At 72.7% G+C, this 21108-nt stretch carries 19 protein-coding genes and 3 tRNA genes; 8 read left to right on the top strand and 14 right to left on the bottom strand.

The features are described 5' to 3' along the window. The first annotated feature begins 221 nt into the window (after window positions 1–221). The 4 genes from can (at window position 222) to ACFO3Q_RS05260 (ending at window position 2742) form a co-directional block, all read left to right on the top strand. Window positions 222–890, top strand: a complete 669-nt coding sequence (gene can / locus ACFO3Q_RS05275) for a carbonate dehydratase (protein ID WP_377003585.1) — start codon at window positions 222–224, stop codon at window positions 888–890. A gap of 12 nt (window positions 891–902) precedes the next feature. After that, the gene (locus ACFO3Q_RS05270; RefSeq protein ID WP_377003584.1) at window positions 903–1427 is read left to right on the top strand and encodes a 3-hydroxyanthranilate 3,4-dioxygenase; all 525 of its coding nucleotides are present in this window, start codon (window positions 903–905) and stop codon (window positions 1425–1427) included. A gap of 4 nt (window positions 1428–1431) precedes the next feature. Beyond that, window positions 1432–1734, top strand: coding sequence for a DUF1244 domain-containing protein (locus tag ACFO3Q_RS05265; RefSeq protein WP_377003583.1), 303 nt, complete (start codon window positions 1432–1434; stop codon window positions 1732–1734). 81 nt (window positions 1735–1815) lie between these two features. Then, window positions 1816–2742: an oxygenase MpaB family protein gene (locus ACFO3Q_RS05260; RefSeq protein ID WP_377003582.1), complete on the top strand. Its 927-nt coding sequence runs from the start codon at window positions 1816–1818 to the stop codon at window positions 2740–2742. Window positions 2743–2746: 4 nt separating this feature from the next. Here the strand turns inward: ACFO3Q_RS05260 and ACFO3Q_RS05255 are convergent, their stop codons facing one another. Next, window positions 2747–3250 carry a DUF1579 family protein gene (locus tag ACFO3Q_RS05255; RefSeq protein WP_377003581.1) on the bottom strand — a complete coding sequence of 168 codons (504 nt, stop codon included), beginning with the start codon at window positions 3248–3250 and terminating at the stop codon, window positions 2747–2749. A 106-nt stretch (window positions 3251–3356) separates the two neighbouring features. On the opposite strand from ACFO3Q_RS05255, the gene lexA reads away from it, so the two are divergent. Together lexA and imuA are read left to right on the top strand one after the other, a co-directional pair. Further along, window positions 3357–4007, top strand: coding sequence for a transcriptional repressor LexA (gene lexA / locus ACFO3Q_RS05250; RefSeq protein WP_377003580.1), 651 nt, complete (start codon window positions 3357–3359; stop codon window positions 4005–4007). 1017 nt (window positions 4008–5024) lie between these two features. Further along, window positions 5025–5645 (top strand): translesion DNA synthesis-associated protein ImuA, encoded by a 621-nt coding sequence (imuA, locus tag ACFO3Q_RS05245; protein ID WP_377003579.1) that lies wholly within the window; start codon window positions 5025–5027, stop codon window positions 5643–5645. On the opposite strand, the gene ACFO3Q_RS05240 is transcribed toward imuA, so the two are convergent. Continuing rightward, window positions 5590–6786, bottom strand: coding sequence for a hypothetical protein (locus ACFO3Q_RS05240; protein ID WP_377003578.1), 1197 nt, complete (start codon window positions 6784–6786; stop codon window positions 5590–5592). The two genes, imuA and ACFO3Q_RS05240, sit on opposite strands and share 56 nt — an antisense overlap. A gap of 2229 nt (window positions 6787–9015) precedes the next feature. Here ACFO3Q_RS05240 and ACFO3Q_RS05235 point away from each other — a divergent pair. Together ACFO3Q_RS05235 and ACFO3Q_RS05230 are read left to right on the top strand one after the other, a co-directional pair. Next, window positions 9016–9177 (top strand): hypothetical protein, encoded by a 162-nt coding sequence (locus ACFO3Q_RS05235; protein WP_377003577.1) that lies wholly within the window; start codon window positions 9016–9018, stop codon window positions 9175–9177. Next, window positions 9174–12485: an error-prone DNA polymerase gene (locus tag ACFO3Q_RS05230; protein ID WP_377003576.1), complete on the top strand. Its 3312-nt coding sequence runs from the start codon at window positions 9174–9176 to the stop codon at window positions 12483–12485. Before ACFO3Q_RS05235 ends, ACFO3Q_RS05230 begins: the two co-directional genes overlap by 4 nt. A 92-nt stretch (window positions 12486–12577) precedes the next feature. On the opposite strand, the gene ACFO3Q_RS05225 is transcribed toward ACFO3Q_RS05230, so the two are convergent. The 12 genes from ACFO3Q_RS05225 to ACFO3Q_RS05170 form a co-directional block, all read right to left on the bottom strand. Further along, window positions 12578–12958 carry a hypothetical protein gene (locus ACFO3Q_RS05225; RefSeq protein ID WP_377003575.1) on the bottom strand — a complete coding sequence of 127 codons (381 nt, stop codon included), beginning with the start codon at window positions 12956–12958 and terminating at the stop codon, window positions 12578–12580. Window positions 12959–13059: 101 nt separating this feature from the next. Continuing rightward, window positions 13060–13135: transfer RNA gene (locus ACFO3Q_RS05220), tRNA-Gly, on the bottom strand. Window positions 13136–13146: 11 nt separating this feature from the next. Further along, window positions 13147–13220: transfer RNA gene (locus ACFO3Q_RS05215), tRNA-Cys, on the bottom strand. Between the two features lie 63 nt (window positions 13221–13283). Beyond that, a tRNA-Gly gene (locus tag ACFO3Q_RS05210) sits at window positions 13284–13359 on the bottom strand. 35 nt (window positions 13360–13394) lie between these two features. Further along, window positions 13395–14030, bottom strand: coding sequence for a CDP-diacylglycerol--glycerol-3-phosphate 3-phosphatidyltransferase (gene pgsA / locus ACFO3Q_RS05205; RefSeq protein WP_377003574.1), 636 nt, complete (start codon window positions 14028–14030; stop codon window positions 13395–13397). Further along, a complete protein-coding gene (gene uvrC / locus ACFO3Q_RS05200) occupies window positions 14027–15874 on the bottom strand; it encodes an excinuclease ABC subunit UvrC (protein ID WP_377003573.1) in 1848 nt (615 codons plus the stop codon). The genes pgsA and uvrC overlap by 4 nt, the downstream gene beginning before the upstream one ends. An 80-nt stretch (window positions 15875–15954) precedes the next feature. Continuing rightward, the gene (locus ACFO3Q_RS05195; RefSeq protein ID WP_377003572.1) at window positions 15955–16434 is read right to left on the bottom strand and encodes a low molecular weight protein-tyrosine-phosphatase; all 480 of its coding nucleotides are present in this window, start codon (window positions 16432–16434) and stop codon (window positions 15955–15957) included. Beyond that, window positions 16434–17201 carry a 3-deoxy-manno-octulosonate cytidylyltransferase gene (gene kdsB / locus ACFO3Q_RS05190; protein ID WP_377003571.1) on the bottom strand — a complete coding sequence of 256 codons (768 nt, stop codon included), beginning with the start codon at window positions 17199–17201 and terminating at the stop codon, window positions 16434–16436. The genes ACFO3Q_RS05195 and kdsB overlap by 1 nt, the downstream gene beginning before the upstream one ends. Further along, window positions 17198–18184, bottom strand: coding sequence for a tetraacyldisaccharide 4'-kinase (lpxK, locus tag ACFO3Q_RS05185; RefSeq protein WP_377003570.1), 987 nt, complete (start codon window positions 18182–18184; stop codon window positions 17198–17200). Before lpxK ends, kdsB begins: the two co-directional genes overlap by 4 nt. Next, window positions 18181–19938 (bottom strand): lipid A export permease/ATP-binding protein MsbA, encoded by a 1758-nt coding sequence (gene msbA / locus ACFO3Q_RS05180; RefSeq protein ID WP_377003569.1) that lies wholly within the window; start codon window positions 19936–19938, stop codon window positions 18181–18183. Before msbA ends, lpxK begins: the two co-directional genes overlap by 4 nt. Further along, window positions 19935–20357, bottom strand: a complete 423-nt coding sequence (locus ACFO3Q_RS05175) for an ExbD/TolR family protein (RefSeq protein WP_377003568.1) — start codon at window positions 20355–20357, stop codon at window positions 19935–19937. The genes msbA and ACFO3Q_RS05175 overlap by 4 nt, the downstream gene beginning before the upstream one ends. Next, on the bottom strand, window positions 20354–21097 hold the full coding sequence (locus tag ACFO3Q_RS05170) for a MotA/TolQ/ExbB proton channel family protein (RefSeq protein ID WP_377003567.1): 744 nt from the start codon (window positions 21095–21097) through the stop codon (window positions 20354–20356). Before ACFO3Q_RS05170 ends, ACFO3Q_RS05175 begins: the two co-directional genes overlap by 4 nt. Window positions 21098–21108 lie beyond the last annotated feature (11 nt).

Genomic DNA, 21108 nt, shown 5'->3' with positions numbered 1-21108 from the left:
GGCTCCAGCATCGTTGCCGCCCCGCGCCCTCTGCCCTCTGCCCTCTGCCCCGCGCCTCTGCCCTCTGCCCCGTGCCCGTACCCTACGCCCCGTGCTCAGCGCCCAGCACCCTGCGCCCGTGCCCCGTGCCCCGCGCCCTGAGCGCCCTGAGCGCCGCACGACGACGGCACGACGTCCTCGATGCGAGAATGCGCGACCGCTTCTCCGCACGACGCCCCGGCATGACCAAGACCCTGTCCCACCTCCTCGAGAAGAACCGCGCCTGGGCCGAACGCGTGGTGGCCGAAGACCCCGGTTTCTTCGAGCGCCTGTCCGGGCAGCAGGCACCCGAGTACCTGTGGATCGGCTGCTCGGACTCGCGGGTGCCGGCGAACCAGATCATCGGCATGGCCCCGGGCGAGGTCTTCGTCCACCGCAACGTCGCCAACGTGGTGGTGCACACCGACCTCAACTGCCTGTCGGCGATCCAGTTCGCGGTCGACCTGCTCAAGGTCAAGCACATCCTCGTCGTCGGGCACTACTGCTGCAGCGGCGTCCATGCGGCCATGAACAAGACGCGCGTCGGACTCGCCGACAACTGGCTGCGCCACGTGGCCGACGTCGCCAACAAGCACGCCGAGGACCTGTCGCGCATCGAGATGGCGACCTTCCGCCACGACCGGCTGTGCGAGCTCAACGTGATCGAGCAGGTCGCCAACGTCTGCCAGACCACCGTCGTCACCGACGCGTGGGCGCGCGGCCAGGCGCTCTCGGTGCACGGCTGGGTCTACAGCCTGCACGACGGCCGCGTGCGCACGCTCAGCGAGGGCGTCACCTCGCTGGAGGAACTGCCGCGACGCTACCGCGAGGCGATCGAACGCCTGCCGCCGTTCGGGCCGGCGCTGGCCTGAGGGAGCGCACCGATGCTGATGCCGCCCATCGACCTCGCGCACTGGATCGACGCGCACCGCGACCTGCTGAAGCCGCCGGTGGGCAACAAGTGCATCGTCGACGGCGACTTCATCGTGATGGTCGTCGGCGGTCCGAACGCGCGGACCGACTACCACTACGACGAGGGCCCGGAGTTCTTCTACCAGGTCGAAGGCGAGATGACGCTGCGCGTGCAGGACGAGGGCCGCGTGCGCGACATCCCCATCCGCGCCGGCGAACTGTTCTACCTGCCGCCGAAGGTGCCGCATTCGCCGCAGCGCCCGGCCGGCGGAGTCGGCCTGGTGATCGAACGCAGGCGCCTGCCCGGCGAGCGGGACGGGCTGATGTGGTTCTGCGAACGCTGCAACCACATGCTCTTCGAGCACTATTTCCCGCTGGGAAACATCGAGACCGACTTCCCGCCGGTGTTCGAGCGCTTCTACCGCTCGCGCGAACTGCGCACCTGCGACGCCTGCGGACACCTCAATCCCGCACCCGCCAAGTACGAGGACCGCTGACCGGATGGACGACGCCACCCGCACCGAACTCGAGGCCGCCGCGTTCCGCCGCCTGCTGAAGCATCTGAACCAGGACCGGCCCGACGTGCAGAACATCGACCTGATGATCCTGGCCGGCTTCTGCCGCAACTGCCTGGCCGACTGGTACCGCGAGGCCGCCGCCGAACGCGGCATCGCCCTGGACAAGGACGCCGCGCGCGAGATCGTCTACGGCGAGCCCTTCGCGCAGTGGAAGGCCAGGCACCAGGCCCCGGCGACGCCGGAACAGCTGGCGGCGTTCGAGGCGGCGCAGCGGAAGGGGCACTAGTCCGGGTCGGGGGCCCGGGGCTGGAGGCGATGGCAGGGCCCGCTTCACTCGCCCCCTGCCCGTTTTCTCTATCCTCACCCCATGCCCCCCTCTCCGCTCCAACGGCACGACCTGCTCGCGCCGCTGCATGCGCAGATCCGTCGGCTGGTGGTCGGCGTGGTGTCCGACGTGCGCACCACGGGTATCGACTACGACGCCCCCAAGGGCGATCCGGGCCTGTTCGGGCCCGACAGTGCGACCTGGCGCATCCACGCCGACTTCCCGGCGATGATGGCCGGCGGCCTGTGCGCGCTGATGCTGCAGACCCTGCACCCGCGTGCGCTCGCCGGGGTCTGGGACCACTCCGACTTCCGCAACGACCTGCTCGGCCGCCTGCGCCGCACCACCATCTTCGTCGGCGGCACCAGCTTCGCCCCCACAGCCGAGGCCGAGGCGTTGATCGCGCGCGTGCGGCGCATCCACACCCGCGTGCAGGGCGTCACCGCGGACGGCACGCCCTACCGCGCCGACGATCCCGAGCTGCTGACCTGGGTGCACTGCACCGAGATGTGGAGCTTCCTCCAGGGCTATCGCCGCTACCGGCGGCCGGTGCCGCTGGCGATACAGGACCGCTACTACGACGAGACCGCACGGATCGCCGAAGCACTGGGTGCGGCCGACGTGCCGCGCTCGCGTGCGGCGGTGGAGGCCTACTTCGGGCGGGTCCGGCCCCAGCTCCGCTACGACGAGCGCTCGGCCACCGTGCTCGGAGTGCTCGACCGCGCCGCACTGCCGGTGATGTTCGGACACGCCATCCGCCCGGTCTTCCTCGGCGCGGGTGCCGCACTGCTGCCGGACTGGGCCTGCACCCTGCTGCGCCGTGGGCGCCTGAAGCGGATGCAGGATGCGGCGGCCGCGCGCAGCCTGGCGCTGGTGGCGCCGGCGATCCGGGGCGCGCTGCGCGAGGGCGTGGCCACGCGCAGTTGCCGCCGCATGGGCGTCTCCCCGGCCCTCCTCGACCGCTGGTAGGCGGTCAGCCAGTACCCGCGCGCCGGTACAGCGTCTCCACCGCCAGCGCCTCGGGACCGTCGGGCGGGATGTTGAACATGGCGATGCGCAGGGTGTCGATGGCGTCCTGCGCGAGCTCGATGCGCCACCCCCAGTCCGGACCCTTGACGGCGGGATAGCTGCCCAGCCCGTGGAAGCCGGGCGCCTCCCGTGCGCCCGCGCAGAGCATCAGCCCCGTGCCCGTATGGAAGTCGTCGCCCCAGGCCACCTCGAAGCGGGCGCGTTCCAGGTGCCAGCCGTAGAGCGCGATCCCCTCGTGGATCCTGCTGCCGTCGTCCGCGGCGTACTCGTGGAAGAGGAAGCGGCCGCCCAGCATCGGGCGGACGTGGCCGCGCTGGAGGAGGGTCAGGGCCGGCTCGGTCGAGGGCTCGAACCACACCCGCGTCCGGCCGACCCACTCCCCGACCATGTTCTGCAGAAGGGCGTGCCGACCGTCGGCAAGGGACTTCTGGAAAGGCGTCGCATCCATGGCCGCTCTCATCCTGTGGCGTGACGAAGACTGCGCGAATCTAGACGGAGGCCGAGCGGGGAAAATGTGACGACGGCTCAAACGCCATGGTGTATAAATGGACACCATGGACACCCCCACCGACCGCCAGCAGGCCATCCTCGACCACATCGCCCGCGTCCTGGCCGCGGAGGGGCGCCCGCCGACGCTGGCCGAGCTGGCGCAGGCCTTCGGCATCCTGCCCAATGCGGCCCGCAAGCACCTGCAGGCGCTGGAGGCCAAGGGCTGGGTCGCTCTGGCGCCGGGCAAGGCGCGCGGCATCCGCCTGCTCGCGGGCACCGCCGAGGATGCGGCCGCGGCCGCGCCGCGGCCCGCCCTGCGCCCCCTCCCTGCCGGACGCGCGCTTCCCCTCGTCGGGCGGGTCGCGGCGGGCAGCCCCATCCTCTCCGAAGGCAACATCGAGGCGCGCTTCTCGATCGACCCCGCCCTGTTCCGGCCCCGCCCCGACTTCCTGCTGCGGGTCGAGGGCGAGAGCATGACCGGCGCCGGCATCCTCGACGGAGACCTCATTGCCGTGCACCGCACGCCGGTGGCCGACAACGGCCGCATCGTGGTCGCACGCATCGAGGGCGAGATCACCGTCAAGCGCCTGGAACTGGGCGCCTCCCGCATCCGCCTGCTGTCGGAGAACCCCGCCTTCGCGCCGATCGAGATCGGCCGCGACGTCTCGGATTTCGCGATCGAAGGGCTGTATGTCGGTGCCATCCGTCGCGCCTGAGCTGTCCATGACGTCCGCCCCCGCTTCCCGCGCAAAGCGCGAGGGACGGGCGAGGAAGCGTGGAGAAACGGGGATGAGCGCCTGCACGTCCCCCTCGTTTCCCACTCCTCATGCCCCGCTTCCCGCCACAGAAGCGCCCCAACCCCAGCCCTCCCCCGCTGTCGCGGGGGAGGGAGCGGTCTGCGCCGGTACGGAACGCGGCGAAACCACTGCCGGGAGGCGCGGACAGGCAGCGTCCTCCCGGGCCCGCGCGCCCCTGCCCCTTCCCCCGCCTGCGGGGGAAGGGGGGGATGGGGGTGAGCGCGCGAAGCGCGGGAAAGCGAGGCCGAGCGGCGGCTGCACCTCCTCCTCGCTTCCCGCGCTTCATGGCTCACTCCTGGCCGGAAAAGCGCCCCCTCCCCAGCCCTCACCCGCTGTCGCGGGGGAGGGAGCGGTCCGCGCCGATACGGAACGCGGCGAAACCACTGCCGGGAGGAACGGACAGGCAGCGTCCTCCCGGGCCTGCGCGCCCCTGCCCCTTCCCCCGCCTGCGGGGGAAGGCCGGGATGGGGGTGAGCGCGCGAAGCGCGGGAAAGCGAGGCCGAGCGGCGGCAGTACCTCCTCCTCGCTTCCCGCGCCTCATGGCTCACTCCTGACCGGAAAAGCGCCCCCTCCCCAGCCCTCCCCCGCTGTCGCGGGGGAGGGAGTGGTCTGCGCCGGTACGGAGCGTGGCGATGCGACTGCCGGGAGGAACGGACAGGCAGCGTCCTCCCCGACCTGCGCGCCCCTGCCCCTTCCCCCGCCTGCGGGGGAAGGCCGGGATGGGGGTGAGCGCGCGAAGCGCGAGGCATGGGCGAGGGGGCGCGGCAGCGTTCCCCTCCCGCTTCCCGCGCTTCATGGCTCCACGCCTCGCAACGAAAGCGGTTCTTCCCACCGTTCCTCCGTTGCGCGGGGCAGGGCATCGGGCGTGGCCGCAATGCCGGCTCCCGTCTTTCTCCCCGTTCCTCGGCCCTCCTCCCTCACTCCTGCTTCCCGAGCATGAGCGCCGCCGTTTCCCTCTCCGATGCGCTCGGCGATGGACGCCTGTACCGGGCCGGGCGGCCGCTGGCCCGTACGGCCGAGGCGGTCGCCAGCGGAATAGCGGTGCTGGACCGGGCCCTGCCCTGGGGCGGCTTCCCGCGCGCCGCCCTCACCGAGCTTCTGCTGCCGGTCGGCGGCATCGGCGAGATGGGACTGCTGCTGCCGGCGTTGCGCCACATCGCCCGCCGCGAGCGCATCGCCTTCGTGGCGCCGCCCTGGATTCCCTATGCCCCGGCCCTGGCCGAGGCCGGCCTGCCTCTGGAACGCCTGACCTGGGTCGAGGCGCCGCCGCAGCGTGCCGCCTGGGCCAGCGAACAGTGCCTGCGCGCAGGCTGCTTCGGCGCGGTCCTGGGCTGGATCGGCGGCGGAGACGATCGCGTCATGCGCCGGCTGCAGGTCGCCGCGTCCGACGGCAGCGCGTTCGGCGTGGCGCTGCGCCCCCTGCGGCATGCGCGCAACCCGAGTCCCGCCGCCCTGCGCCTGGCCCTGGCCGCCCACGGCGACGCGCTCGAGATCCGGGTGCTCAAGTGCCGGGGCGCGGTCGCTCCCGCACAGCCGCTGCATGCGGTGCGCCATTGAGGCCGCCATGCTCTGGGCCTGCATCCACCTGCCCGCGCTGGCGGTCGAGGCGGCCTTCGCCGACCGCGCCGCGACCGGCCCGCGCGCGGTCTACGACCCGGCACACCGGCACCGCCGGCTGGCGGGCGTGGAGCGCGCCGCCGAGGCACTCGGCATCCATGCCGGCCTGAGCAGTGCCACTGCCCGCGCACTGGCGGCCGACATCGCCATCCGTCCGCGCGCACCCGCGGCCGAGGACGCCTGCCTCGCCACCATCGCGGCGATGGCCTACGCCTTCAGCGGCCAGGTGGCGCTCGCCCCGCCCGACGCGGTGCTGCTGGAGGTGGGCGCCAGCCTGCGCCTGTTCGGCGGCTGGACGGCCATCGACCAGGGCCTGCGCACGGGCCTGACCCGGCTCGGGCATGCGCATCGCATCGCGGTGGCGCCGACCCCGGCCGCGGCACGCGCCTTCGCGGGCGTCGGCGACGGCCGGCACGTCGGCAGCCGGGATGGGCTCCAGGCGGCGCTGCGCGCCCTGCCGCTGGAGGCCGCGGGCTTGCCTCCCGAGGCGACCGCCCTGCTCCTCCGTGCCGGCCTGCGCCGCCTGGGCGACGTGCTCGCGCTGCCGCGGGCGGACCTGCTGCGCCGGGCCGGCAGGCCGGTCGGGACGCACCTGGACCGCCTGTGCGGACGCAGCGACGACATCCGCACGCTGTACCGGCCGCCGGACCGCTTCGAGCGCGCACTGGAGTTCGAGTACGGCATCGTGTCCAGCGAAGCCCTGCTGTTCCCGCTGCGGCACCTGGCGAATGCGCTGGCTGCCTTCCTCTCGGCCCGCGACGGCGGTGTGTCGCGCTTCGTGCTGCGCTTCGTGCACGAGGGCGTGCCGGCCTCGGAACTCGCCATCGGCCTGCGCAAGCCCATGCGGGCGGCGCAGGCCCTGTTCGATGCCGCACGCGGCCGCCTGGAGCGGCATTCGCTGCCCGCACCCGCCCATGGCCTGGCCCTGGTGGCCGAGGACCTGCCCGCCTTCGTGCCCGAGGTGCGCGATCTGTTCGAGGCCGGCAGCCGCGGCGCCCTCGACCACGACGCCCTGGTCGAGCACCTGCGCGCCCGCCTCGGCGACGACAGCGTGCGCCAGCTCGAAGTCGTCGGGGACCATCGCCCCGAACGGGCGTGGCGCATCGCCGTGCCGAGGAGTGAGCGGAGAGGAGCGCGCGCAAAGGGCCAGGAACGAGTGAGGAGGAGTGAAAAAAGGAGGCCGGGCGGGAACACCGCCTCCTCGTTGCTCGCCCCTCCTGTCCCGCTTCCCGCCACGGAAGCGCCCCCTCCCCAGCCCTCCCCCGCTGTCGCGGGGGAGGGAGCGGTCCGCGCCGGTACGGAACGCGGCGAAGCGACTGCCGGGGGAGACGGACAGGCAGCGTTCTCCCCGGCCTGCGCGCCTCCGCCCCTTCCCCCGCCTGCGGGGGAAGGCCGGGATGGGGGTGAGCGCGCACAGCGCGGGGAGCGGGCGAGGCACGGGAAAACGAGGCCGAGTGGCGGCTGCACCTCCTCCTCGCTTCCCGCGCCTCATGGCTCACTCCTGGCCGGGAAAGCGCCCCCTCCCCAGCCCTCCCCCGCTGTCGCGGGGGAGGGAGCGGTCTGCGCCGGTACGGAACGCGGCGAAGCGACTGCCGGAGGGCACGGACAGGCAGCGTTCTCCCCTGCCAGCGCGCCTCCGCCCCTTCCCCCGCCTGCGGGGGAAGGCCGGGATGGGGGTGAGCGCGCGCAGCGCGGGGAGCAGGCGAGGCATGGGAAAGCGAGGCCGAGCGGCGGCAGCGCTTCCTCCTCGCTTCCCGCGCCTCATGGCTCACTCCTGGCCAGGAAAGCGCTCTCTCCCCAGCTCTCCCCCGCTGCAAAAGCGCTCCCTCCCCAGCCCTCCCCCGCTGCCGCGGGAGAGAGAGCGGTCCGCGCCGGCACGGAACGCTGCGAAGCGACTGCCGAAGGGGACGGGCAGGCATCGACCTTCCGGGACAGCGCGCCCCTGCCCCTTCCCCCGCCTGCGGGAGAAGACCGGGATGGGGGTGAGCGCGCGCAGCGCGGGGAGCGGGCGAGGAGGAGTGGAGGAACGAGGATGAGCAGTTGCGCGTCCTCCTCGTTGCTCACGCCTCATGTCTCACTTTCCACCGGAAAAGCGCCCCCTCCCCAGCCCTCCCCCGCTGTCGCGGGAGAGGGAGTGGTCTGCGCCGGTACGGAACGCTACGAAGCGACTGCCGGGAGAGACGGGCAGGCATCGACCTTCCGGGACAGCGCGTCTCTACCCCTTCCCCCGCCTGCGGGGGAAGGCCGGGATGGGGGTGAGCGCGCGCAGCGCGGGGAGCGGGCGAGGAGGAGTGGAGGAACGAGGATGAGCAGTTGCGCGTCCTCCTCGTTGCTCACGCCTCATGTCTCACTTTCCACCGGAAAAGCGCCCCCTCCCCAGCCCTCCCCCGCTGTCGCGGGAGAGGGAGTGGTCTGCGCCGGTACGGAACGCTGCGAAGCGACTGCCGGGAGAGACGGGCAGGCATTGACCTTCCGGGACAGCGCGTCTCTACCCCTTCCCCCGCCTGCGGGGGAAGGCCGGGATGGGGGTGAGCGCGCGCAGCGCGGGGAGCGGGCGAGGAGGAGTGGAGGAACGAGGATGAGCAGTTGCGCGTCCTCCTCGTTGCTCACGCCTCATGTCTCACTTTCCACCGGAAAAGCGCCCCCTCCCCAGCCCTCCCCCGCTGTCGCGGGAGAGGGAGTGGTCTGCGCCGGTACGGAACGCTGCGAAGCGACTGCCGGGAGAGACGGGCAGGCATTGACCTTCCGGGACAGCGCGTCTCTACCCCTTCCCCCGCCTGCGGGGGAAGGCCGGGATGGGGGTGAGCGCGCGCAGCGCGGGGAGCGGGCGAGGAGGAGTGGAGGAACGAGGATGAGCAGTTGCGCGTCCTCCTCGTTGCTCACGCCTCATGTCTCACTTTCCACCGGAAAAGCGCCCCCTCCCCAGCCCTCCCCCGCTGTCGCGGGAGAGGGAGTGGTCTGCGCCGGTACGGAACGCTGCGAAGCGACTGCCGGGAGAGACGGGCAGGCATTGACCTTCCGGGACAGCGCGTCTCTACCCCTTCCCCCGCCTGCGGGGGAAGGCCGGGATGGGGGTGAGCGCGCGCAGCGCGGGGAGCGGGCGAGGAGGAGTGGAGGAACGAGGATGAGCAGTTGCGCGTCCTCCTCGTTGCTCACGCCTCATGTCTCACTTTCCACCGGAAAAGCGCCCCCTCCCGCCTCGGAGGGGAGGGAGACGGGTGCTTCCCTCGTTCCTCCCTCCCCTTCACTCACTCCGCCTTCCCGCCCGCTCTGGCTGCTGCCCGCACCGGTCCCGCTGCAGGCGCGCATCGTGCGGGTGCTCGGCGGCAGCGAGCGCATCGAGAGCGGCTGGTGGGACGGACAGGCCGTGCGCCGTGACTACGTGGCGGCGGAGCTGGAGACCGGCCAGCGCGCCTGGCTGTTCCGCGAGGCGGGCGGCGAGGGCTGGATGGTGCACGGGTGGTTCGGATGAACGGCCCGCTTCCGCCCCCACCCGGCCCCGCCGCGCAGGCTCCGGGCACGCAGCCGGCACCGGAGACGTCTACCGATGCCGCGTCCCCGCCCCCGGAGGCCGGCTCCGGGTCGCGCCTGCGCCTCGTCGCGCCCACTCTCCTGCCTCCCCGCGGCACGCAGCGGCGCAGGCCGGAGCCACCGCCCTACGCGGAGCTGCACTGCCTGTCCAACTTCAGCTTCCAGCGCGGCGCGTCGCATGCCGAGGAGCTGTTCGAGCGCGCGCGCGACCTGGGCTATGCCGCCCTGGCCATCACCGACGAGTGCTCCGTCGCCGGCCTGGTGCGCGCCCTGCAGGCCAGCGAGGACGGCGGGCCGCGCCTGATCGTCGGCAGCGAGTTCATCCTCGACGACGGCCTGAAGCTGGTCCTGCTGTGCGCCGACCGCGCCGGCTACGCCCAGCTCTGCCGGCTGATCACCACGGCGCGGCGCAGCGCCGGCAAGGGCGACTACCTGCTCACCCGCGCCGACCTCGACGCGCAGTCCCTCGAGGGCCTGCTGGCGCTGTGGGTGCCCACGTTTCCCCGCGCCTTCGAGGCGCAGCAGGCCGAGGCCGAGCTGGGCTGGCTCGCCGGGCGCCTCCCCGGGCGCACCTGGATCGCACTGGAACTGCACCGCGGCCACGACGACGCCCTGCGCCTGGCCTGCCTGCGCAGGCTCGCCGCCGCGCACGGCACGCCGCTGGTGGCCGCCGGGGACGTGCACATGCATCGCCGCAGCCGCCGCCGCTTGCAGGACGTGATGACCGCCATCCGCCTGCGTCGCCCGGTGGCGGACTGCGGGCAGGCGCTGTTCCCGAACGGCGAACGCCATCTCCGCACCCGTGCCGAACTGGCCGTGCTCTACCCGCCGGAGACCCTGTCCGAAAGCCTGCGCGTGGCCGCGCTGTGCCGGTTCTCCCCGCGCGAGCTGAAGTACGCCTTCCCGCAGGAGCTGGTCCCCGAAGGGCTGACGCCGTCGCAGCACCTGCGCGCCCTGGTCGAGGCCGGTGCGCGCGGACGCTGGCCCGACGGCGTGGCCGCGACGTACCGCACGACGATCGAGAAGGAGCTCGCGCTGATCGCCGAGAAGGGCTACGAGGCCTTCTTCCTCACCGTCCACGACGTGGTCCGGTGGGCGCGCGAGCAGGGCATCCTGTGCCAGGGCCGCGGCTCGGCCGCCAATTCGCTGGTCTGCTACTGCCTCGGGATCACCTCGGTGGGGCCCGAGCGCTTCGAGATGCTGTTCGAGCGCTTCCTCTCCAGGGCACGCGACGAGGAGCCCGACATCGACGTGGACTTCGAGCACGAGCGGCGCGAGGAGGTCCTCCAGTACGTCTTCGGCAAGTACGGGCGCGAACGCGCGGCGCTCGCCGCCACCGTCATCAGCTACCGCAGCAGGAGCGCGGCCCGCGACGTGGCGCGCGCGCTGGGCTTCGGCGAGGACAGCATCGACCGTCTCGCGAACGCCTACTCGTGGGCGCACGGCGATGCGCCGATGGCGCTGCGCCTGCGCGAGGCGGGCTTCGACCCCGACAGCCGCGGGATCCGCCTGCTGCACGCCCTGGTGCGCCAGCTCGAGAAGCACCCGCGCCATCTCTCCCAGCACGTCGGCGGTTTCGTGATCTCCGGCGAGCCGCTGTGGAACCTGGTGCCGGTGGAGAACGCGGCCATGCCGGACCGCACCGTGATCCAGTGGGACAAGGACGACCTCGAGGCGCTCGGCCTGCTCAAGGTCGACTGCCTGGCGCTCGGCATGCTCACCTGCATGCGCAAGGCCTTCCAGCTCATCGAACGCCATCACGGCGAGCGCCTGGACATGGCCGGGATTCCCGAGGGCGATGCCGCCACCTACCGCATGATCCAGCGCGCCGACACCATCGGCGTGTTCCAGATCGAGTCGCGCGCGCAGATGAGCATGCTGCCGCGCCTGAAGCCCGCGACCTACTACGACCTGGTGGTGCAGGTCGCCATCGTCCGCCCTGGGCCGATCCAGGGCGACATGGTGCATCCCTACCTGCGCCGCCGCGCCGGGCTCGAACCCATCGTGTATCCCAAGCCCGAGATCCAGGGCGTCCTGCAGCGCACCCTCGGCGTGCCGCTGTTCCAGGAGCAGGTGATGCAGCTCCTGATGGTCGCCGCCGGCTTCCTGCCGGAGGAGGCCGACGGCCTGCGCCGCTCGATGGCCGCCTGGAAGCGCAACGGCGGCCTGGAGAAGTGGGAGGGGCGCATCTTCGAGGGCCTCACCCGCAACGGCTACACCCCGGACTACGCGCGCCAGATCTTCGAGCAGATCAAGGGCTTCGGCAGCTACGGCTTTCCCGAGTCGCACGCCGCGAGCTTCGCGCTGATCGCCTACATCTCGTCGTGGCTGAAGTGCCATGCGCCGGCGGCCTTCGCCTGCGCCCTGCTCAACGCACAGCCGATGGGCTTCTACGCGCCGGCGCAGCTCGTGGCCGACGCGCGCCGCCACGGCGTCGTGGTGCGGCCGCCGGACGTGACCGCCAGCGACTGGGATTCGAGCCTGGAGCCGCTACCCGCAGGACAGGCGCGGGCCGGCGGCACCGAGCGCCGCTACGGCGACACCCATGCCCTGCGCCTCGGGCTGCGCCTGATCGGCGGCATGGATGCGGCCAGCGCGCAGCGCATCGTCGCCGCGCGCGCGCAGGCGCCGTTCCGCAGCGTCGACGATCTCGTGGCGCGGGCCGCGCTGGGCGCGCGTGCGCGCGACGCGCTGGCCGACGCCGGCGCCCTGCGCATGCTGGCCGGCCACCGCCACCGGGCGCAGTGGGCCATCGCCGGCAGCGCGGCGCGGCGCGACCTGCTGCTGGGCGTCGCCACCGCCGAGGAGGCCGTCGCGCTGCGCCCGCCCACGGTCGCCGAGGACACCCATGCCGACTACGCACGGCTGGGCCTCACCCTCGGCACGCACCCGGTGCGCCTGGTCCGCGGCCAGCTCGCCGCGCGCCGGGCGCAGCGCAGCGACCGCCTGCTGCGCATGCGCCACGGCAGCCGCGTGCGGCACGCCGGACTGGTGATCCTGCGCCAGCGCCCGGACACCGCCAGCGGCATCACCTTCCTGTCGCTCGAGGACGAGGCCGGCGTGGTCAACGTGGTGGTGCGCCGCGACCTGGCCGAACGCCAGCGCGCGGAACTGCTGGGCGCGGTGCTGCTGGCGGTCGACGGCGTGCTGGAACGCCGCGAAGGCACCAGCCACCTGCTCGCGCATCGCCTCGTCGACCTGGGCAGCCTGCTTCCGCAGATCGGCCCGGTGTCGCGCGACTTCCACTAGAGCGTGTCATGCACGCTGCGGATCGCGACGCGCCGATCGGGAGGCGCCGCATACCGGCGCTGCGCGTGGCGCGCACCGACCGGAGCCCGCGCTCAGCCGTCGCGGCCCACCGACAGCCCGCTGGGATTGGCGCGGCAGTCGTCCGCCGCACGGGTGGCCGCGCCGTGCCCGCCAGCGGTCACCGGCCGGTAGCGCAGCGCCACCCGCGTGCCCTCGCCCGCCGGTTCTGCCAGGAGCAGCACGCTGTCCTGGCCGTGCTGGCGCAGGACCACGCTGTAGGCGCCGCCGCCCTCGCGCGAAAGATCGGCGGACGCACCCGGGAGCGCGTCCCAGGCGCGCTCCACGCAGCGCGCATAGGCCCGGGGCGCGGCCGTGGTCTCCAGCTGCATCGCCACCGGCTGCTGCCGCAACGCCGGCGCCGTGGTGCACCCGGCCAGCACCGCCGCAGTCGCCATCGCGATCGTCGCCCGCATGCGCGCCTCCTCAGCGCTTCCGAGAAGCGCCGAGTCTGCCACGCGGAAGCCGGAGGCCGGAAACGAAAAACCCCGGCACGCGGCCGGGGTTTTCGTCGATCTGGAGCGGGAAACGAGACTCGAACTCGCGACCCCGACCTTGGCAAGGTCGTGCTCTACCAACTGAGCTATTCCCGCATCGTATTTTCTGGAGGCCTGAGTCGGAATCGAACCGGCGTACGCGGATTTGCAGTCCGCTGCATGACCACTCTGCCATCAGGCCGTGTTGCGTGACTCTGCCCTCTAAAAACGAGACCTCGGCATGCCGAGGTCTCGTTCATGCAACTGGAGCGGGAAACGAGACTCGAACTCGCGACCCCGACCTTGGCAAGGTCGTGCTCTACCAACTGAGCTATTCCCGCGGAGCCGCAAATTATTCACATACGCCGAGGCCGCGTCAACTGTTCTCGGCACCTCCCGCGCCCGCCGCCGGATCGCTCCCCGCCCCGGCCGACGCCGCCGGGCCCGGCTGCCTACCCTCGCCGCGGAAGGCCGGCCAGGCTGCGCGGAGATAGGCCAGGCCCGACCACAGCGTGAGCGCCGCGGCGACCGCCAGCAGCCACTCGCCGATGGTGAAGATCGGCAGGCCGAAGACGTCGTCGCGGTAGACCAGGAAGACGATGGCCAGCATCTGCACCACGGTCTTCACCTTGCCCACCGTCGCCACCTTGACCTGGCGGCGCTGGCCCACCTCGGCCATCCACTCGCGCAGCGCCGAGATGGTGATCTCGCGGCCGACGATGACCGCCGACAGCAGCGCGAGCCACACCGTGGGATGCGACTGCACCACGATGAACAGCGCCACGGCCACCGCCAGCTTGTCGGCCACCGGATCCAGGAAGGCGCCGAACGCCGAGTACATGCCGTAGCGGCGGGCGATCCAGCCGTCGGCCCAGTCGGTGATCGCGCACACCGCGAAGATGAACGCGGCGAGGAAGTTCGACCACATGTACGGCAGGTAGAAGCCGATGACGAGCACCGGGATCAGCACGATCCGGAACAGGGTGAGGATGTTGGGAATCGTGAGCTTCACGCGTCGGCGTCCGTAGAGTGTTCGAGCCCGTGCAGGGCCGCGTAGATGCGCCGGGCGAGGCTGGCGTTGACGCCCTCGACCTCGGCGATCTCCTCGGCACCTGCGTTGCGGAGCCCGGTGAGCCCCCCGAAATGCTTCAACAGGTTAGCGCGTCGGCGCGGTCCGATGCCCGGAATGTCCTCGAGACGGCTCGTCTCGCGGGTCTTCTGCCGGCGCCCGCGGTGCCCGGTGATGGCGAAACGGTGCGCCTCGTCGCGGATCTGCTGGATCATCTGCAGGGCCGGCGAATCGGGGCCGGGCCGGAGCACGCGGCCGTCGTCGCGGATCAGCACCTCGTAGCCGGCGCGCCGGGCCTCGCCCTTGGCGACGCCCACGATCTCCACGCCCTCGATCCCCAGCCCGTCGAGCACCGCACGCGCCTGCGCGAGCTGGCCGGCGCCGCCGTCGATGAACAGGATGTCCGGCACCACGCCCTCGTCCTGCGCGCGCCGGAAGCGGCGCTCCAGCGCCTGGCGCATGGCCGCGTAGTCGTCGCCCCCGGTGATGCCTGCGATGTTGAAGCGCCGGTACTGGCTGCGCACCGGCCCTTCCGCGTCGAATACCACGCAGGAGGCGACCGTGGCCTCGCCCATCGTGTGGCTGATGTCGAAGCACTCCATGCGCCGCGGCATCGCCTCCAGCTCCAGCAGGCGCTGCAGGGCCTCCATGCGCATGCGCTGGGTGGCGTTGCTGGCGAGGTCGCTCGCGAGCGCGAGCTCGGCGTTCTGCCGCGCGAGGTCCAGGTAGCGCGCGCGGTCGCCGCGCACCGAGGCCTTGAGCTCGACCCGCCGCCCCGCCTGCTCGGTGAGCGCGGCCTCGATGAGCGCCTGGTCCGGGATCGCGCGGTCGAGCACGATCTCGCGCGGCGCCCGCTGCTCGCCGTAGTACTGGGCCACGAACGCCGCCAGCACCTCGTCCGGCTCGGACTCCATGCCCGACAGCTTCGGGAAGAAGCTGCGCGTGCCCTGGTTCATGCCGTTGCGGAAGGCCAGCAGCAGCACGCAGGCGCGGCCCTCGCGCATGGCGATGGCGAGCACGTCCATCTCGACCTCGACGCCGTCCACGTACTGGCGCGCGGTGATGCGGCGCACGGTGGCGAGCTGGTCGCGCAGGCGGGCGGCGGCCTCGAAGTCCAGGCGCGCGGCGGCGGCCTCCATCGCCGCGGTGAGCTCGTCGCCCAGCTCGCGCCCGCGACCTTCGAGGAACAGCTCGGCGCGGTGCACGTCCTGGGCGTAGTCCTCCTGCTCCACCAGTCCCACGCAGGGGCCGGAGCAGCGCCCGATCTGGTACTGCAGGCAGGGCCGCGAGCGGTTGCGGAAGACGCTGTCCTCGCAGTTGCGCAGGCGGAACAGGCGGTGCATGACGTTGAGCGTCTCGCGCACGGCGCCGGCGCTGGGATACGGGCCGAAGTAGCGCCCCTTCACCGCGCGCCCGCCGCGATGGAAGGCCACCCGCGGGAAGGTCTCCCGGGTCAGCAGGATGAAGGGGTAGCTCTTGTCGTCGCGCAGCATGACGTTGAAGCGCGGCTTCAACGTCTTGATCAGCTGGTTCTCCAGCAGCAGCGCCTCGCCCGGCGTGCGCGTGGCGGTGACCTCCATGCGCGCGATCTGCGCCACCATCGTCGCCGTCCGGTGGGGCAGCGCCTTGGTGAAGTAGTTGGCGACGCGCTTCTTCAGCGAAGCCGCCTTGCCGACGTAGAGCACGCTCCCGTCCGCCGCGTACATGCGGTAGACGCCCGGCGCCGTGGTGAGCTGGCGGACGAAGGCCTTGCCGTCGAAGGGGGCTGCGGGACTGGGTTCGTTCATGCTGCACGGGCGCCTGCGCGGCGCCGGTGTGGACGGCGCGCCGGCGGCGGCACCGGAAAGGCTGGGGGCATCGGGGGATTCTATCCGCCGCCCGCTGGCCGGCTCGTGAGCCGCGCGACGATGGCCTCGGCCGCGGCCTCCAGCATGTCGTGCACCGACTCGAAGCCTTCCTGTCCCCCGCTGTAGGGGTCCGGCACCTCCAGGCCCGCGTCGCCGCCCTCGGCCCAGTCGCGCAGCAGCGCCACCGTCGCCCGCGCGTCCGGCGGCGCCATCCGCCGCAGGTGGGCGAGGTTGCTGCGGTCGGCGCAGAGGATGAGGTCGAAGTCGTGGAAGTCCTCGACCCGCACCTGCCGCGCCCGCAGCGCGGACAGGTCGATGCCGCGCGCCTTCGCCACCGCCATCGTGCGGCGGTCCGGGGGCTGCCCGACGTGCCAGTCGCCGCACCCCGCGGAGTCCAGCTCGATGTGGTCGATGCCCGCCTTCGCCAGCCGCGCGCGCACCACGCCCTCGGCCAGCGGAGAGCGGCAGATGTTGCCGAGACACACGAACAGCACCCGCATCAGCGCGCCTCCTCCGCGAAGCGCGCCTCGGCGCGTGCGAGATCGTCCTCGGTGTCCACGCCGGGCGGGAACGGCACCGGGGTCGCGGCGACCGCGATCGCGTAGCCGGCCTCCAGCGCCCGCAGTTGCTCCAGCGCCTCGATGCGCTCCAGGCGCGCCGGCGGCAGCGCGGTGAAGCGGCGCAGGAAACCGACCCGGTAGGCGTAGATCCCGATGTGGCGCAGCCAACCCTGCTCCAGCGGCGACAGGCGGTCCTGGGCGAAACGGTCGCGATGCCAGGGCACCGGCGCCCGGCTGAAGTACAGCGCGTGCCCCTGCGCGCTGGCGACGACCTTGACCGCGTTCGGGTCGAACAGGGTCTCGGTGTCGTCGAAGGGCGCGGCGAGCGTCGCCATCTCGGTGCCCGCATCCAGCAGCAGGTCGGCGACGGCGCGGATGCCCTCGGGCGGCGCGAAGGGCTCGTCGCCCTGCAGGTTCACCACCACGGTGTCGTCGCTCCAGCCGAGCTGCGCCGCGCACTCGGCGAGGCGGTCGGTTCCGGAGGCGTGGTCCGGTCGGGTCATGCAGACGGTCACCGGGGCCTCGCGCAGCGCCTCGACGATACGCGCGTCGTCGGTGGCCACCACCACCTGCTCGGCGCCGGCAGCCAATGCGCGCCGCGCCACGTGCAGCACCATCGGCTCGCCGCCGATGAGGCGCAGCGGCTTCCCGGGCAGGCGCGAGGCGCCATGGCGGGCGGGAATCGCGACGATGAAGGGCTGACTCATGCGGCGGGCGTCTCCAGGTTGTCGAGGCGGGCCCCGAGCGCGTCCCAGAACGCGGCCGGCAACACCGCCGAGGCCGGCACCATCCAGTGATGCGGCTGCGCGAACGCCGCGCACTTCACGGCGTCCTTCTCGGTCATCAGCAGCGGAAGATCCTCGGGGAAGTCGAGGTCCTCCGGCACGAAGGCGTGGTGGTCGGGAAAGGCGTGCGGCACCGGGCGCAGCCCCGCCGCCTCCAGGGCCGCGAAGAAACGCCGCGGGTGGCCGATGCCCGCGACCGCGTGCACGCGCCTGCCGGAGAACTCGGCCAGCGGGCGGCGCCGGCCTCCGGCCAGCGGCACCACCTCGCCCAGGCGCAGGGCCATGGGCCACTCGCCGTCGCGCGCGGTGCCGCCGTTGACCACGCGGAAATCGCAGGCGGCGCCACGCTCCGGCGGCTCGCGCAGCGGCCCGGCCGGCAGCAGGCGCCCGTTGCCGTAGCGGCGGATGCCGTCGACCACCTCGATCTCGATGTCGCGTGCGAGCCCGTAGTGCTGCAGGCCGTCGTCGGCGACCACGATGTCGCAGCCCGCCGCCACCAGCGCCTGCCCGCCCTCGAAACGATCGGCATCCACGCGCACCGGCACGCCGGTGCGCCGCGCGATCAGCACCGGCTCGTCGCCGGCCTCGGCGGGCGTGGTCCCGGCCTGCACGGTCAGCGCCGCCTTGCCCTTGCGGCCGTAGCCGCGGGTGACCACGCCGGGATGCCAGCCGCGCGCGCGCAGCCATTCCACCAGGGCAACGGTCAGCGGCGTCTTGCCCGCCCCGCCCGCGATGAGGTTGCCGACCACGATCACCGGCACGCCCAGCCGCTGGCGGCGGATCCAGTCGTGCCGGTAGAGCCAGCGGCGCAGGGCGGTGGCCTGCGCGTACACCGCCTCCACCGTGCGCAGGCCGCGCCCGGGCGACGCGTCGCCGTACCAGATCGACTGCAGGTTGCGGCTCACCGCGCGGACGTCTCCCTGAACTGCATGCGGTGCAGATGGGCGTACATGCCGCCCTGTTCAAGCAGCGAGGCGTGCGTGCCCTGCTCCACCAGCCTGCCGCCGTCGAGCACCAGCACCTGGTCGGCGTGCTCGATGGTGCTGAGCCGATGCGCGATGACCAGGGTGGTGCGGTCTGGAATGAGCTTCTGCAGCGCGTCCTGCACCAGGCGCTCGGACTCGTTGTCGAGCGCGGCCGTGGCCTCGTCGAGGATCAGGATCGGCGCATCCTTGAGGATCGCCCGCGCGATCGCCAGACGCTGGCGCTGGCCGCCCGACAGCAGGCTGCCGTTCTCGCCGATGCGGGTCGCCATGCCCTCGGGCAGGCGCTCGATGAACTCCAGCGCGTTGGCCGCCTCCGCGGCGGCGCGGATGCGCTCGGGCGTCGCGTCGGGAGTGCCGTAGGCGATGTTGGCGGCGATGGTGTCGTCGAACAGCTTGACCTGCTGGCCGACCAGGGCGATCTGCCGGCGCAGGTCCGCCAGGCGGTACTCGCCCAGCGGCGCGCCGTCGAGCAGCACCTCGCCCATGGCCGGCTCGTAGAAGCGCGGGATCAGCCGCACGAGGGTGGACTTGCCGCTGCCCGAGCGCCCCACGATGGCGGTCACGGTGCCCGGCCGTGCGACGAAGCTGACCCGATCGAGCGCCGGCGCGAGCTGGTCGGGATAGCGCACGCTGACCTCGCGGAAGGCGAGGTCGCCGCGCGCCCGCGCCAGCGGCCGCGCGCCCTCGTCCTGCTCCTCCGGCGCATCCAGCAGCGAGAAGATCTTGTCGGCGGCGGCCACGCCGCGGCCGATCTGGCTCTGCACGGTGGTGATGCGCTTGAGCGAGGGCAGCAGGGCCATCATCGCGATCATCAGCGCCGTGAACTCGCCCGCGGTGAGGCGACCCTGCAGCGCTTCCCGCCCCGCGACCAGCAGGATGATGGCCAGCGCCACCGCGGCCAGCAGCTGCACGACCGACGAGGCGCCGGCCTTGGTCGTCTCCACCTTCACGTTGAGCGTGAGGATGCGGTTGGCCAGCTTCGAGTAGCGCGAGAGCTCCTCGTCCTGCGCGCCGTAGACCTTCACCTCCTGCTGCGCGGCGATGGTCTGCTCCGCCGCCTGGGCCAGGCTGGCGACGCCGTCCTGGATGCTGCGGTTGATCCGCCGGTAGCGCCGGCCCACGTAGTTGACGATCAGGCCGATCAGCGGCGCCACCACCAGCATGACCAGGGTGACCCGCGGGCTGTGGTAGAACATGACGCCCAGCAGCGCCAGGATCGTCAGGGTGTCGGTGATCAGCACCTTGAGCGACTCCGCGCTGGCGTGCGCCACCTGCTCGGTGTCGTAGTTGAGCCGGGAGACCAGGGCCGGCACCGCCTCCACGTCGAAATGCGCGCTGGGCAGGCGCAGGAACTTGGCGAGCATCGCCTCGCGCAGGTCGCGCACCACGCTGCGGCCCGAGCGCGACATGCCGTAGTCGGTCACGAAGGTGGCGATGCCGCGCAGCACGAAGATGCCGACCACCGCGGCCGGCAGCAGCAGGCCCACGTCCGGGTTCCGCGCGACGAAGGTCTCGTCGATCATCGGCTGCATGAGCGCGGTGAAGGCGCCCGCGGCGGCGGCCTCGATCACCATGCCCACGACCGCCACCGTCAGCAGCGGCCAGTACGTCCAGGCGACGCCGAGCAGGCGGCGGTAGATCGGCCAGGCCCTGGCCTGGATCTGTACCGTCACTCGCGCGCCTCCTGCTGCGTCGCCACCGACAGCCGCGCGAAGCCGAGCTGGCCCAGCGCATCCATGGCCATCACCACGGCCTGGTGCGGGGTCCGCCCGTCGGCGCGCAGGGTGACCGGACGCTCGCGGTCGTCGCCGGCCACCGCGACGATGGCGGCCTTGACCGCCTCGGCATCGCGCCGCAGCACTTCCTGGTCGCCGACGAAGATGCGGCCATCGGCGTCGATCATCAGCACCAGCGCCTCGCGTTGCGCGCTGTCGTCCGACAGCGAGGCCTCGGGCAACTGCACCTGCAGGGCCGAGCGCGAGGTGAAGGTGGTGGTGATCACGAAGAAGATGATCAGCACCAGGATCACGTCGATGAGCGGCACGAGGTTGAGTTCGTTCTCCTCGCGCGCGCGGGCGCGGCCGAGGTTCATCGTGCGCGGCCCGGGACGGCCGGCGCCGGCTTGGAGGCCGGCTTGGACCCCGCGCGCGCCGCGGTCGGTGCCGGGGCTGGAACGGCGGGTCGCGCCGCCGCTGCCGCTGCGGCCGCCGCGGCCGGCGGCAGCCCGGTCGAGTGCGGGTCGAGCGCGTCCACCAGCGCGATGGCCTGCTTCTCCATCTCCACCACGTAGCCGTCCACGCGGCCGCGGAAGTAGCGCTGGAACATGAGCGCCGGGATCGCCACGATCATGCCCGCCGCGGCGCAGATGAGCGCCTTGCCGATGCCGCCGGCGACCTGGTTCACGTCGCCCACGCCGTGGTCGAGGATGCCGAGGAACATGTCGATCATGCCGAGTACCGTGCCGAGCAGGCCCAGCAGCGGCCCCGCCTGGGCGATGGTGCCCAGCGCGTTGAGATAGCGCTCGAGCCGGTGCACGACGTGCCGCCCGACGTCCTCGATGCGCTCGCGGATCAGCTCGCGCGGGCGCTGGCGCATGTCGAGGCCGGCCGCCAGCACCTCGCCCAGCGGCGAGTTGTTGCGCAGGATGTCGATGTGCGCCGGGTCGAGCTGCTTGCGCGCCGCCCAGGCGCGCACCTCCTCGCCGAGCCCGGGCGGCAGCACGGCGCCGCGGCGCAGGCTCCAGAAGCGCTCGAGGACGATGGCGAGCGCCGCCACCGAGAGCAGGACCAGCGGGATCATCGGCCAGCCACCGGCCATCAGGAGTTCGAGCACGCGCGCCTCGC

This window comes from Coralloluteibacterium thermophilum (assembly GCF_042654365.1).
Classification (GTDB): Bacteria; Pseudomonadota; Gammaproteobacteria; order Xanthomonadales; family Xanthomonadaceae; genus Coralloluteibacterium; species Coralloluteibacterium thermophilum.
The sequence above is the reverse complement of the archived record's forward strand: the minus strand, read 5'-3'. Positions and strand labels throughout refer to the sequence as shown.